This window comes from Dethiobacter alkaliphilus AHT 1 (genome assembly GCF_000174415.1).
Taxonomy (GTDB): Bacteria; Bacillota; Dethiobacteria; order Dethiobacterales; family Dethiobacteraceae; genus Dethiobacter; species Dethiobacter alkaliphilus.
This window is the reverse complement of sequence record NZ_ACJM01000029.1, coordinates 1-12,997: the sequence shown is the minus strand read 5'-3', so window position 1 is coordinate 12,997 and position 12,997 is coordinate 1. Positions and strand designations below refer to the sequence as shown.

Here is a 12,997-nt window from a genome sequence, read left to right as displayed (position 1 = left end):
AATATTGTTATTTTTCCCTGTAGTTTTCTCTGGATTCTTGGCAAATTTGTCGTATAATTATAATTGGTACAAGTATAAACCGGGGAGGATTTTTGTAATGAAAAAAAGCATTGTAGCAATTCTGCTTATTACGCTGCTGCTTACTACAGGTAGTGTTTACGGTGAGAGCTTTGATTCCCGAGCAGATGTGGCTGTCTTAATGGAGGCATCCAGCGGACAGTTTCTCTATGAAAAAAATGCTGATACGCCACTGCCGCCGGCCAGCACAACCAAGATTATGACCTTACTTTTGGCCTTTGAAGCTTTGGAGCGCGGCGATATTGACTGGGATGACACTACCATTGTCTCCCGTAACGCCTGGAGTGCTGAGGTTGTTGGCTCAAGAATGTTTTTGGACCTTGACCAGGAAGTAAGTATCCGTGATCTTATCTATGGTATTTCCATTGTTTCCGCCAATGATGGTACTGTAGCTCTGGCGGAGCATTTATCCGGCAGTGAAGAAGCCTTTGTGCAGCAGATGAATCAGCGCGCACAAGAGCTGGGCATGACAAACACTGTGTTTAGAAACACTTCCGGGCTTCCTGCAGACGGCCACGTAATGAGTGCCCGGGACATTGCTATCCTTTCCCGCGAGCTGATTGTTAACCATCCTGGGATTCTGGACATTGAAACGCAACCAGAGTTTACTTTCAATGATATTCATCAGTACAACTGGAACAGAAGATTTCTTTCCAGCTTCGAAGGGGCAAACGGCCTAAAGACCGGCTGGACCGACGAGTCCAGATTCAACCTGGCCGGAGCAGCTTTGCGGGACGGGAGACAACTGATTTCTGTTGTAATGGGGGCCGAGAGCGAAAGTGAGCGAGTTGCCGCCACCAGCGAATTGTTAAACCACGGCTTTAATCAATTCAGCCCACAAACAATTGCGCAAAAAGGCGAGGTTGTAGCTGAAGTAGCTGTAAAAGACGGCCGCCAGCAAGTGGTACCGGTCACAGTGCCACAGGAAGTGGAGGTAGCCGTTCCCCAGGGACGGGAAAATGATATTGAACTGGTAGTTGCAGAAGAAACCCTGACAGCCCCCGTGGAAGAAGGTGCTGTTGCCGGGCAGCTGCTGGTACAGCTGGACGATGAAACCCTATATTCGGTGCAGCTGTATACTGCCGAAGAAGTGGGCCGTGCCAACTTTTTTGTCCGTGGATTCCGCGGCATTATGAACTTCATCACCGGCCTCTTTAACCGCAGCTAATAAGGCTCCCGGAGCCCTCTGCCAGGACAGGCGGTTCTCATAATTTAATAAACTAGTTATGAACACACAAAAGCGCTGTTCACCTGTAAGGGTGGACAGCGCTTTATATATACCATATATAGGGTTAGATGAGACTTTCAGAACCGCCTGTCCTCGCCAGAGGGTCCCCGGAGTCTCACTGTTGTAGTTTAGTCTTTGCCTTGGCTTGTGTGGTTCAGCTGGGCATGGGCGGCCGCCAGGCGGGCTACCGGAACCCGGTAGGGGGAGCAGGAGACGTAGTTGAGTCCGATTTGGTGGCAGAACTCGATGGAGGACGGATCGCCGCCATGTTCACCGCAGATACCCAATTTCAGCTCGGGCTTGGTACCACGGCCTTTTTCCACCGCAGTTTTAACCAGGCTGCCCACACCGTCCCGGTCCAGTACAGCAAAGGGGTTTTCCGGCAGTACTTTCTGCTGCAAATACTCAAGAAGGAACTTCCCTTCCGCATCATCACGGGAAAAACCAAATGTGGTCTGGGTCAAATCATTGGTGCCGAAGGAGAAGAAGTCGGCATGGGCCGCTATTTCATCGGCGGTAACGCAGGCACGGGGCAGCTCAATCATGGTGCCCACTTTAAATTCGATGTTCTGCCCGCTCTCTGCTTTCACCTCTGCAGCGGCTTCAAGCACCAATTCCCGCATCAGCTTTAGCTCAGTTTCATGGCCCACCAAGGGAATCATCACTTCGGGGATGACGGTTTTACCTTCTTTGGCCAAAGTTGCGGCAGCTTTAAAGATGGCCAACGCCTGCATTTTATAGATTTCGGGAGTTACAATACCCAGGCGGCAGCCGCGGTGTCCCAGCATGGGGTTAAATTCATGCAGTGAACGAACCTGCTTTAACAATTCTTCCTTCTGTCGCAGCTCTTTGGCATCGTTACCCCGTTCCCGTAGCAATGTAATGTCCACCAGTAAATCTTCCAGGTTGGGCAAGAACTCATGTAAAGGCGGATCCAACAGTCGAATGGTAACCGGCAGGTCTTCCATGGCCCGGAAAATTTCTGTGAAGTCATCCTGCTGCATGGGCAACAGCTTATCCAATGCCTGCTGCCGTTCTTCATGATCTTTTGCCAGGATCATGGCCTGTACCACCGGAAGTCGATCCTGGGACATAAACATATGCTCGGTGCGGCAAAGGCCAATGCCGGCTGCACCAAATTCCCGGGCTTTACGGGCATCTTCCGGTGTATCGGCATTGGCGCGCACGCCAAGCTGCCGAACCTCATCGGCCCACTCCAAAAGCATGCTGAATTCACCGGAGAGCTCCGGGTCAATCATGGGGACGGTGCCGGCATATACCTCCCCGTTGGAACCATCGATGGAAATAATGTCTCCCACATTAAATACTTTGTCATCCACCGTCATAGTTTTGGCGTTTAGGTCTATACGGATGTCTTCCGAACCGGAAACACAGGGCTTGCCCATGCCACGCGCCACAACGGCGGCGTGGCTGGTCATTCCGCCGCGGCTGGTCAGTATGCCCTGCGCCGCCACAATACCATGGATATCATCGGGGGTGGTTTCGGGACGCACCAGAACTACCTTTACCCCATCACCGGACAACCGTTCCGCTTCGTCTGCTGTAAATACCAGCTGTCCTGAAGCTGCACCGGGAGAAGCGGGCAGACCTTTGGCGATGGGATCCAGCTTAACATCCGGGTCAATACGGCGGTGCAAGAGCTGGTCCAACTGAGACGGGTCTACGCGCCGCAGTGCATCTTCCCTGGTCAGAATACCCTCTTCGGTCATATTTACAGCAATTTTAACGGCGGAGGCGGCGGTACGCTTACCGTTTCGTGTCTGCAGCAGGTACAGGGTTCCCCGCTCCACAGTAAATTCGATATCCTGAATATCCTGGTAATGATTTTCCAACAGTTCGCACAATTCCACAAACTGCTTATACACATCAGGCATATATTCGTTCATCTTGGCAATGGGTAAAGGCGTGCGGGTTCCGGCAACCACATCCTCACCCTGGGCGTTAATAAGAAATTCGCCGTACAGCTCTTTGGTTCCGTCGGAAGGGTTGCGGGTAAAGGCCACCCCTGTGCCGCTGTCATCACCCAGATTACCAAAGACCATGGACTGTACGTTAACCGCCGTACCCAGATGATCAGGCAGCTTATGTATCTGGCGGTAGACGACGGCACGTTGGTTATTCCAGGAATCAAAAACGGCACGAATGGACAGAATCAGCTGCTCCAGCGGATCCTGCGGGAACGGCTCCTTTGTTTTTTCCGAAACAATTTTCAGATACTTTTCAATAATTTCCTGCAGAGCAGTGGCGTCCAGGCCGGTATCGTCCTTTACACCCAATGATTTCTTTTTCTCCTCCAAAGCACGGTCAAAGAGGTAATGGTCCACTTTAAGCACCACATCGGAGAACATCTGAATAAAGCGGCGATAACAGTCAAAAGCAAAACGGTCGCTGCCGGATGCGGCAGCCAGACCCTGGACCGTTTCATCGTTTAAGCCCAGGTTTAAAACGGTGTCCATCATCCCCGGCATGGAAAACACAGAACCGGAACGCACAGAGACCAAAAGCGGGTTTTTGCGGTCTCCAAACTTTTTGCCTGTTGTTTCTTCCAGATTCCGCAAGGCGTCGATGGTCTCGTCCCGCAGCTCGTCCCAGATTTGCTGGTCACGACGCAGGTATTCCCGGCAAGCTTCTGTGGAAACGGTAAAACCGGGAGGGACAGGCAAGCCTATTTTGGTCATTTCGGCCAGGTTTGCACCTTTGCCGCCCAAAAGTTCGCGCATATCCGCATTTCCTTCTGAAAAAAGATAGACGTACTGTTTACCCATCATGTTGTTCCTCCCTTATTACCTGCAAAATTTTATTAGCCACTTCTTCCACCGCTTTATTGGTTACATCAAAGATCGGACAGCCCACTTTACGCATAATCGCCTCGGCATATTCCAACTCTTCCAGAATTCTCTCCATATTGGCATAGTTGGCCTGTGCGTGCAGCCCCAAAGCTTTAAGCCGTTCCTGCCTGATCTCATTTAACTGCTGAGGGCTGATGGTCAAACCGATAACCTTATTGGGGGGTACCCAGAACAACTCTTCCGGCGGCTCCACTTCAGGCACCAATGGCAAATTGGCGCCTTTTAGCCTTTTATGGGCCAGGTACATGGATAGAGGAGTTTTGGAAGTCCGGGAAACACCGATTAATACCACATCGGCCAGCAATAGTCCCCGGGGGTCTTTGCCGTCATCATACTTAACGGCAAACTCAATGGCTGCCACGCGGCGGAAGTACTCTTCATCCATGCGTCGTACCAGCCCGGGTTCCAGATGGGGGTCAATGCCCAACAACTGCCCAAAGGCATCCATCATCGGCCCCATGACATCCACAGTAATCAAGTCCCGCTTTTTGCTTTCTTCCCGGATTACCTGCCTCAACTCAGGCAAAACCAGCGTATAAGCGATCATACCATTGGCCTGGGCCGCTTCCTCCACCACATCCATAATTGTATCCGGGTCAGTAACAAAGGGGGTACGCTTAATGTCCACATGTCCTGAATTAAACTGACTGGCCACCGCTTTTACCACAAACTCAGCCGTTTCACCAATGGAGTCGGAAATTAAATATACAACGGGTTTACGCTTTGGCTCTTGCAAACTGACTGTCACCTCACTAACGGCCTTCGCCTAATTCCATAAGCAAGCGGGCCAGATTGGTTTTTGTAACCCGGCCCACCACTTTAAAACCATCCTTGCCGTGCGGTCGAACCACCGGCAGGGAATCAACCTCGTTCTCACAGATACGACGTACCACCTGCAGCACCGGTTCATCTTCGGTTACGGTATGAATTTGTGCCAGGCGGGTCATAATGACGCCCACCGGTATTTTAGACATATCCGCTGAGCCCAGTGCCGCCTTAAGAAAGTCTTTACGGGACACAACTCCCTGCAGAAGCCCTTTTTCATCTACCACAAACAGGGTACCCACATCTTCCAAAAAGAGCATCACAATGGCGTCATAAACGGTGGTTTCCTCCCGAATAACGGCAGGACGGCTTTTAATATCCTTAACCGTCATATCTTTTAAGGCCCTGCTCACACCGTTGGTAACATTTCCAGTACAAAAATAGCCGACCCTGGGCCGTGCGTCAATTAAGTCCCAGGTGGTAAGAACGGCTAAGTGGGGACGTAACGCTGCCCGGGATAGGCCAAGCCGGGCCGCAATCTCCTCACCGGAGATGGGCCCGTTTTGTCTTATGATTTCAAGAATTTGCTTCTGGCGTGCATTGAGTTCGATGGTCGGACGCCTCCTGATATGGCCTTGTAATTAAATAGGCTACTCTATATCCTATGCAATACCACTTTTAGTATATACTATATCGGAGGCTAGTTTCCTGCATACTTTATTAATTTTTCTCCTGGACAATTTTGGATAGGTCGCCCAGGTGCAAAAACAGTGCCTTTACATATTGCAACAAAGCCAGGCGATTTAGTTTGACAGCTTCATCTTCCACCATTACCATCACATCGTTAAAGAAACGGTCGATGGGCGCATAAAGCGGCGACAGAGCGGCAAAAACCGCTGCAAAATCTCCCCTGGCCGCAGCATTATCCACCACGTCCTTTGCTTCACCGGCAGCCTGGAACAACTCTTTTTCTGCCGGTTCCACCAATGATTCCACGGACACGTTTTGCTCTTGTACATCACGGGTCAGGTTGGCGGCCCGGGTAAACGGGGTCAGAATACGGGTCAGCTCCGGCGTATCCAGCTTGGACTGCAGTATCTCTGCCCTGGCCAGAATTCCGGGCAAATCATCAGCCTCCGCACCCAAAGAGGCGTCAATAACATCGTAGCGCAGCCCTTTTTCAGCAAAAAGGAAACGGACACGCTGCCAGAGAAACTCTTCCATTTCGCCCACCACCTCGGCGGCGGGGCGGGTGATATCCTGGGTGAGACCTTCCAGTGCCAGCGCACATAAGCGGTTCAGCGACATGGTTAACTGATGTTCCAGCATAGTAGCCACCACGCCCAACGCACTGCGGCGCAATGCATAGGGATCCTGCGAGCCGCTGGGGATCAGTCCCAGGCCAAAACAGGCTGCCAGCGTGTCCATTTTGTCGGCAATGGCCACCATGGCACCGGCAGCGGATTTGGCAGGCGAATCTCCGGCAAACCGGGGCGCATAATGTTCCTCCACAGCCCGGGACACATCTTCGCTTTCCCCGGAAAGCCGTGCATAATGCATTCCCATGGTTCCTTGCAGTTCCGGGAATTCATAGACCATATGAGTCATTAAATCGGCCTTGGATAAGTAGGCCCCCCGGGAAGCGGCCTCCCTGGTACTCTGGTCATATCCGGCCTCGGCGGCAAGCTCTTCGGCCAAGCTCTTTAAGCGCTCGGTCTTCTTGCGCATGGTTCCCAAAGGTTCCATAAAAACAATGTCATCCAACATGGTAACAAAGTCTGCCAATGGTTTCTTGCGGTCTTCCTCAAAGAAGAAGCGGGCATCGGCCAGACGGGCCCGCAAAACACGCTCATTCCCGGCCCGCACATTGTCCAGATATTCATCCCGCGTACCGTTGCTGATGGTGATAAAGTGAGGCAAAAGCACATCGTTTTCATCAAATACTGGAAAGTACCGCTGGTGGGCGCGCATGGCAGTAATCAGAACTTCCTGGGGTACTTCCAGAAATTCTGCAGCAAAATTACCCACCACCGCCTTGGGATACTCCACCAGGTTCACCACTTCCTCCAAGAGATCCTGGTCTACCTCGGAACGTCCGCCTAACGCAGCAGCAGCCTGCTCTACCTGAGCCACAATAAGCTTACTGCGCTCTGCCGGGTCCACCACCACAGAGTTTTCTTCCATGGCCGACAGGTAAGCCGAGGCATTGGGCAGCACCAGTGGGCCTTCCGACAGGAACCGGTGCCCATAGGTGGTCCGTCCTGCAGTAAGCCCGGCAAAGGAGAAGGGCACTTCCTGCTCTCCGTATAGCGCCGCCAACCAACGAATAGGACGGGCAAAGCGGATTTCTTTGCTAAACCAGAACATGGGCTTGGGGAAACTAAGCTCCCGAATCAATCTGGTGCATAATTCCGGCAGGATAGCCAAGGTTTCGCCGCCTGCCTCATTCTTTACCGCAAAGACATACTCCACACTTGATATTTCTTCAGTGAACAGCTCGTCCACAGAAACGCCCTGCGAGCGGGCAAAACCCATGGCGGCTTTAGTGGGGTTTCCTTCAGCGTCAAAAGCGGCCTTTTTGGCCGGACCTTTTTTCTTCTCACTCAAATCGGCCTGTTTGTCCGCCAGGTCTGCCACCAGCAAAGTCAGCCGACGCGGCGTACCTAGCGTAGAAACGGTACCGAAAGACAGCCGGGCTTCTGTAAGGGCCGCCCGGGCATTTTTTTCCAGTTGTTCCAGCGCCGGTTCCATAAACCGGGCCGGGATTTCTTCCATGCCAATCTCTAAAAGCAGTGTTTCTTTACGCACCGCGCACACTCCCTTCTTTTAACAGCGGGAACCCTAACTCTTCCCGCTGGCTCAGATACTTTTGCGCGCATAGCCTTGCCAGGTTGCGAACCCGGGTGATATAAGCGGTCCGCTCCGCCACACTGATGGCCCCGCGGGCATCCAGCAGATTAAAGGTGTGCGAGCATTTTAATACCTGATCGTACCCCGGCAGCACCAACCCTTTTTCCAGAAGCCGCTGCGCCTCTTTTTCATACATACCAAAAAGGGTAAACAACATATCTGTATCCGCTTCCTCAAAACAATAAGCGGAGTGCTCCACCTCGGCACGGTGGAAAATCTCCCCATAGTTTACGTCGCCAACCCAGTTTATGTGGAAAACGTTTTCCTTACCCTGAATATACATGGCGATACGTTCCAAACCATAGGTAATTTCCACAGACACCGCATCCACATCAATGCTGCCCACTTGCTGAAAATAAGTAAACTGGGTAATTTCCATCCCGTCCAGCCAAACTTCCCAGCCAAGACCCCAGGCTCCCAGAGTGGGGGATTCCCAGTTATCTTCCACAAAACGGATGTCGTGTTCTTCAGGAACGATTCCCAGCTCCCGCAAACTATCCAGATACAATTCCTGAATGTTATGTGGTGGGGGCTTAATGATTACCTGAAACTGATGGTGCTGAAAAAGCCGGTTGGGGTTTTCTCCGTAGCGTCCGTCGGTGGGTCGCCGCGAGGGCTCCACATAGGCCACTGCCCACGGCTCAGGACCAAGGGCGCGCAAAAAAGTGGACGGGTTCATTGTTCCGGCCCCTTTCTCCACATCATAGGGTTGGGCCAAAATACAGTTTTGCCGGGCCCAAAAGCTTTGCAGCTTAAGTACCATGGTCTGAAAATCCATTCTTTCCTCCGCCTCCTACATTGATTTTTGGTAATAAAAAAGGAACCTCCGTCCCATAGGGACGGGAAGTTCCCGCGGTTCCACCCTACTTGGCAAAAAATGCCCACTCTAGCTATGCCGTATCCAAAGCGCCCTTCCGCTGTTTATCCTGGCTGGGCTTGCACCAATTACCCCAGCTCGCTGAACAGGTCCGCAACGTACTCCTCTTTGGCGGCAATTTTTAGTTTGACATAACTTTAACAAAAACAGGGGCAGGCGTCAAGAAAAAGTGTTAATTTTGCCATTCCGGGGATTCATATTCGGCAATTTCATATTCCGGGGCATCCACTTCCAGTGTATAATGCCCCATTAACAGCGCCATGGCACTAAGAGCTGTGGCACGCGGCGCCAGCAAAGCCCCGGCAATGCCCAGCGTAGCCGGAATTTGCAGCAATGTTCCGTCTGCATTGCTGACTCTGATCCTGGTCCGGTTACCTTTTTGGAAAACCCTCTTTACCGGTCCCACCACGTTTTCGGAAACCATACTTTTCATCTCATGACCGTCCATATCCATATTCACATCCATATCCATGTCCATGTCAAATTCCATACCTTCATTTTCTTCGTCCAAAATAACCAACGCATCCACCACATCACCTTTGGCCTCTTCCAAAAGCTCCCGGGCTTCCGCATAGTTTAAACCGGTCCGTTCCCGGATAAGGTCAATTTTTTGAAGGGTAATATCCATTTTTTACCGCCCTCCTTTGTTTTAGTGCTTTTAGTTTGTCACAAGAGCGGTAAAATTATTGATTTAACAACTATGTGTAATATTTTTTGAAGAAAAATTATATTGATTCCATGGTTTTTAAAAAGGACAGAGTTTTTAACTGTGCTACTCCCAAAGAATCCCGAAAGATGCCGGCACAGACTTTGCGAATCTCCTCATTGGCGGCAGGTGAAACATTGCAGACCGCTAAACGGTGGAATCCCTGGTCCAAAAAGCGCTGCATTATGGCCACCGTTGCCCCGCTTACAGGAAAGCTGCCCGGCTCCCTTGGGCAATGGCCACAGAGCAGGCCACCATGGCCAGGGGTAAACAAAAACGGACCGGTGGCAGTACCACAAGTACAACAGGCATCCAGCACAGGGCGAAAGCCTAACTCGTCCAACAGATTAAGCTCAAAGCAACGTGCCACCCGGGCCGAATCAGCCTCTGTTTCCAATGTTTCCAGTGCAGTCAGCAAAAGAGTAAAAACCGGCACTGCCGGTTCATTCTCAGGCAGTGAACGTTCACACACTTCACAGAAATACTGGGCGTAAGTAAACAGCAACAAATCTTTGCGTAAACTGTTGTAGGGCTTAATAATTTCCCCCTGAATCAGGGTATCCAGGCTTTTGCCACGGCGCAAAAGGAAATGCCCCAGTGTCAACGGCTCCACCAGAGCGGAAAATTTACTCTTTGTTTTTTTGGTGCCGCGGGCCACCACCGTCACTTTGCCGGCATCCCGGGTCAATAGCGTTACCAGCCTGTCTGCTTCCCGGTAATCCCTGCCCCTTAAAACAATGGCCGGGCTCCTCATCTCTGCCATAGATTATCACTACTCCAAATCCAGGCCAAAATTCTGCCAGGTTCCCTCTTTATTGCGCCAGTCCTTTTTAACCTTAACCCACAATTCCAGAAACACAGGAGTACCCAACAGCGCTTCAATGTCGGCCCGGGCCTGCTTACCCACTTCTTTTAGCAGGGCACCGCGCTTACCGATGACAATCCCTTTCTGCGAATCCCGCTCCACATAAATATTGGCCTGAATATCAACCAAATCCCGCCCTGCCCGGTTTTTCATAGAGATAATTTCCACGGCAATGGCGTGAGGAATCTCATCCCGGGTTAACTGTAATACTTTCTCCCGCACTAACTCTGCCACAATTAATCTTTCCGGCTGATCTGTTATCATATCCTCAGGGTAATATTGTGGTCCTTCCGGCAGGCTGTCAACGATAAGTGATAGCAACTCCTCCTGATTAATACCGGTTATAGCGGAAACAGGCAGCGCTGCTTTAAAAGGATACAATGGCAGGTAGTGCTCCAATACGTTTTGCGCAGCTTCCATTCCTGCCTCATCTGCTTTGTTTGCCACTAATATTACCGGCGTTTCCACATCCGACAACTGACGGATAATATAATCATCCCCGGCACCGGGGCCCGCTGCAGCGTCAACCAAAAAGAGGATCAGGTCCACTTCCTGCAGGGTACGAACCGCAACCTGCACCATCTTTTCCCCCAGCTTATGCTGCGGCTTATGAATACCGGGGGTATCCAAAAAAACCGCCTGGTAATCATCGGCGGTAAGGATTCCGCGGATTTGGTTACGCGTGGTCTGAGGCTTGTCGGAAATAATGGCCATTTTCTCACCAACAAATGCGTTCATTAAAGTAGATTTTCCCACGTTGGGACGGCCTATTAAGGCAATAAAACCGGAACGAAACATATACACCACCTCACTCATAGGTTTCTCCACCTGGCCACATTTATCCTGCTGTCAGACAAGCCATGGCATATCAGGTAAACATTATTATCTGTGCTAATTATTATAATTTTTATAATTTACAAAATATTTTTTTCACAAACAAACTGCCCCGAACAGCCGCCAACCCTTGCACTGCGGGACTTTTGTCCCTTGACAAGGGGTACTTGTACCGGGTTGATAATTTAGGAAGTTGGGAGTATAATTAAAGTGAATCATGTGAATGTTTTAACAACTACACAGGCTTGGCCTAAATTTTTCGATTTTAATGTGAAGCATATAACAAACAATCTCAGAGAGGAGGTACAATTATGGCCAACAGCAAAATGCATACCGAAGATTTTGAACAACTGCAAAGCGATGGTGCAAAAGCTCTCATCATGAACATTGTCTTCTTCGTGATTCTCTTCGCCGGCATCCTACTTGTACCCGTAATCGGATTTGGCATCTCGGCAATTGCAATCGGCATTTCCTTTATCTTCTCAATGCTGTATATCTACCTAACTTAAATTATGGGGGGTATGGGGGGGTTGGGCAAAGAACTTTTCAGCAAAGAGCGCGCCTCTCAGGCGCCTCCTTTGGGGGTTAAAAACAATGAAAATCGGTACAACAAAAAAAAAGCACTCGGCGGGGCTTTTTTTTCTGTAAACAGTAAATCTATTTAAAAATCTGCTGGAGAAAGCATCAGGTAAATAAATCCCTGGAGCCTGTACATCTGCTGCTTACCTCCAAAGTTGGCGGAAAATAATCCATAGGTCCGGGGAAAATTCATACAGCACCTGCCTACACGAACCGCAAGGTGTGACCGGTTGGGGAGTATCGGTAATCAATGCCAGGCCGGTAAACTCTCGTTTGCCGGCTGCCACAGCAGAAAAAGCTGCCACCCGCTCTGCACAAAGAGTCAGGCCAAAAGACAGGTTCTCCACATTACAGCCGGTAAAAATCTCCCCGTCTGCGGTAAGCAGCGCTGCGCCCACAGAAAACCGGGAATATGGCGCATAAGCATTCTCCCGGGCCTCACGGGCTGCAACCAATAAGCGGTTAATGGCATCCATGATACCGCCCCCTTCACTTTAGTATGCCGGCAGAGTAAGATTATCTACCTTCTCTATTTCAATCTCAAGATCCCGGGAAACCTCCAGAGTGATGCGGATTATTTCCAAACCACTGGCCAGAACTTCCGGATCTCCCACCGCCCGGATAACCACAGGATTCACCGCAATCCGCTCATCATTTACCAAAATCTAGGGGCCCACACAACAAATCCCCAAGGTGTTAACCAAACACTGGTTACCCACAGAGATGCCTTTTGCACCGGCGGCATATAACTCATTCACCGTATCCCATACATCGCCTTCATGAATAATGGGGTCATTGGTATAACCATCTTCGGCATCATAAATTCGCACCACCACACCGGGGCCGCTCATTTCAACATATCCGGACTGGCTGCGCAACTCACGCAGGGTAACACGCAATGAATCTATTTCTCTTGTAAGTGTACAAAAATGTTCCACATAATCATATGGCGTCATTAACCGGGCACGCCGATCATCCTTCTCAACGTCAACGATGAAACTTGAAGATTGCTCACCCAGTGCAACGATTTCATCACTATCTATCATAGTGTCTTCCTGCAGCAAATTAATGGGCTCCACCTGGACACGCTCTGAATTAACAGTAATGGGTCAGGCGCTCCCTGCCTGGCGTATGGTGGATACCCTCATCCTGATCGACGCACGACACCACCGTTACCGCCTGCTTGGGTACGCGGGACTTGCAGATGTTTTTTCCTGGGTGCGGCTGCAGTGGGGCCATGATGGCTCTGTTTACCTCTGCTGCTTGATCGACATGCTCTTAGTCA

At 50.6% G+C, this 12,997-nt stretch carries 13 protein-coding genes and 2 pseudogenes; 3 read left to right on the top strand and 12 right to left on the bottom strand.

The annotated features are described in order from the left end of the window. Positions 1-97: 97 nt before the first annotated feature. Positions 98-1,246, top strand: a complete 1,149-nt coding sequence (locus tag DEALDRAFT_RS15475) for a D-alanyl-D-alanine carboxypeptidase family protein (RefSeq protein ID WP_008519253.1) — start codon at positions 98-100, stop codon at positions 1,244-1,246. A 188-nt stretch (positions 1,247-1,434) separates the two neighbouring features. Here DEALDRAFT_RS15475 and ppdK read toward each other — a convergent pair whose 3' ends face one another. The 9 genes and pseudogenes from ppdK to era all read right to left on the bottom strand — a co-directional run bounded on the left by ppdK (position 1,435) and on the right by era (position 11,115). After that, positions 1,435-4,095: a pyruvate, phosphate dikinase gene (gene ppdK / locus DEALDRAFT_RS15470; protein ID WP_040379331.1), complete on the bottom strand. Its 2,661-nt coding sequence runs from the start codon at positions 4,093-4,095 to the stop codon at positions 1,435-1,437. Then, entirely contained in the window at positions 4,085-4,912 is an 828-nt protein-coding gene (locus DEALDRAFT_RS15465; protein ID WP_008519250.1) for a pyruvate, water dikinase regulatory protein, read from the bottom strand. Before DEALDRAFT_RS15465 ends, ppdK begins: the two co-directional genes overlap by 11 nt. Before the next feature lie 16 nt (positions 4,913-4,928). Beyond that, the gene (locus DEALDRAFT_RS17505) at positions 4,929-5,333 is read right to left on the bottom strand and encodes a CBS domain-containing protein (RefSeq protein WP_008519248.1); all 405 of its coding nucleotides are present in this window, start codon (positions 5,331-5,333) and stop codon (positions 4,929-4,931) included. Between the two features lie 60 nt (positions 5,334-5,393). After that, positions 5,394-5,552, bottom strand: a pseudogene (locus tag DEALDRAFT_RS17500) (helix-turn-helix domain-containing protein); the annotation flags it as partial. Positions 5,553-5,661: 109 nt separating this feature from the next. Continuing rightward, positions 5,662-7,749 carry a glycine--tRNA ligase subunit beta gene (glyS, locus tag DEALDRAFT_RS15455; protein WP_008519247.1) on the bottom strand — a complete coding sequence of 696 codons (2,088 nt, stop codon included), beginning with the start codon at positions 7,747-7,749 and terminating at the stop codon, positions 5,662-5,664. Further along, positions 7,742-8,629 (bottom strand): glycine--tRNA ligase subunit alpha, encoded by an 888-nt coding sequence (gene glyQ / locus DEALDRAFT_RS15450; RefSeq protein ID WP_008519245.1) that lies wholly within the window; start codon positions 8,627-8,629, stop codon positions 7,742-7,744. Before glyQ ends, glyS begins: the two co-directional genes overlap by 8 nt. Positions 8,630-8,900: 271 nt before the next feature. Continuing rightward, entirely contained in the window at positions 8,901-9,356 is a 456-nt protein-coding gene (locus DEALDRAFT_RS15445) for a DUF4342 domain-containing protein (RefSeq protein ID WP_008519243.1), read from the bottom strand. A gap of 97 nt (positions 9,357-9,453) precedes the next feature. Then, a complete protein-coding gene (recO, locus tag DEALDRAFT_RS15440; protein WP_008519242.1) occupies positions 9,454-10,197 on the bottom strand; it encodes a DNA repair protein RecO in 744 nt (247 codons plus the stop codon). Between the two features lie 9 nt (positions 10,198-10,206). Further along, entirely contained in the window at positions 10,207-11,115 is a 909-nt protein-coding gene (gene era, locus DEALDRAFT_RS15435) for a GTPase Era (protein WP_008519240.1), read from the bottom strand. A 329-nt stretch (positions 11,116-11,444) separates the two neighbouring features. Between era and DEALDRAFT_RS15430 the strand changes: the two genes are divergently transcribed. Next, entirely contained in the window at positions 11,445-11,642 is a 198-nt protein-coding gene (locus DEALDRAFT_RS15430) for a hypothetical protein (RefSeq protein WP_008519238.1), read from the top strand. A 21-nt stretch (positions 11,643-11,663) separates the two neighbouring features. Then, entirely contained in the window at positions 11,664-11,798 is a 135-nt protein-coding gene (locus tag DEALDRAFT_RS17465) for a hypothetical protein (RefSeq protein ID WP_276324461.1), read from the top strand. Between the two features lie 57 nt (positions 11,799-11,855). Here the strand turns inward: DEALDRAFT_RS17465 and DEALDRAFT_RS15425 are convergent, their stop codons facing one another. The 3 genes and pseudogenes from DEALDRAFT_RS15425 to DEALDRAFT_RS16975 form a co-directional block, all read right to left on the bottom strand. Beyond that, complete coding sequence (locus DEALDRAFT_RS15425; protein WP_008519236.1) at positions 11,856-12,188, bottom strand: cytidine deaminase; 333 nt, start codon at positions 12,186-12,188, stop codon at positions 11,856-11,858. Positions 12,189-12,206: 18 nt separating this feature from the next. Further along, a pseudogene (locus DEALDRAFT_RS17340) lies at positions 12,207-12,668 on the bottom strand (DUF881 domain-containing protein). Between the two features lie 139 nt (positions 12,669-12,807). Then, positions 12,808-12,951 carry a hypothetical protein gene (locus DEALDRAFT_RS16975; RefSeq protein ID WP_153246595.1) on the bottom strand — a complete coding sequence of 48 codons (144 nt, stop codon included), beginning with the start codon at positions 12,949-12,951 and terminating at the stop codon, positions 12,808-12,810. Positions 12,952-12,997: the final 46 nt, after the last annotated feature.

Bases quoted from the DNA above. Each gene is read 5' to 3' on its own strand.
- glyQ (WP_008519245.1), bottom strand. From the start codon at position 8,629: ATGGATTTTCAGACCATGGTACTTAAGCTGCAAAGCTTTTGGGCCCGG.
- DEALDRAFT_RS16975 (WP_153246595.1), bottom strand. From the start codon at position 12,951: ATGGCCCCACTGCAGCCGCACCCAGGAAAAAACATCTGCAAGTCCCGC.
- recO (WP_008519242.1), bottom strand. From the start codon at position 10,197: ATGGCAGAGATGAGGAGCCCGGCCATTGTTTTAAGGGGCAGGGATTAC.
- DEALDRAFT_RS15430 (WP_008519238.1), top strand. From the start codon at position 11,445: ATGGCCAACAGCAAAATGCATACCGAAGATTTTGAACAACTGCAAAGC.
- era (WP_008519240.1), bottom strand. From the start codon at position 11,115: ATGAGTGAGGTGGTGTATATGTTTCGTTCCGGTTTTATTGCCTTAATA.
- DEALDRAFT_RS15445 (WP_008519243.1), bottom strand. From the start codon at position 9,356: ATGGATATTACCCTTCAAAAAATTGACCTTATCCGGGAACGGACCGGT.
- ppdK (WP_040379331.1), bottom strand. From the start codon at position 4,095: ATGATGGGTAAACAGTACGTCTATCTTTTTTCAGAAGGAAATGCGGAT.
- DEALDRAFT_RS15425 (WP_008519236.1), bottom strand. From the start codon at position 12,188: ATGGATGCCATTAACCGCTTATTGGTTGCAGCCCGTGAGGCCCGGGAG.
- DEALDRAFT_RS15475 (WP_008519253.1), top strand. From the start codon at position 98: ATGAAAAAAAGCATTGTAGCAATTCTGCTTATTACGCTGCTGCTTACT.
- DEALDRAFT_RS17505 (WP_008519248.1), bottom strand. From the start codon at position 5,333: ATGACGGTTAAGGATATTAAAAGCCGTCCTGCCGTTATTCGGGAGGAA.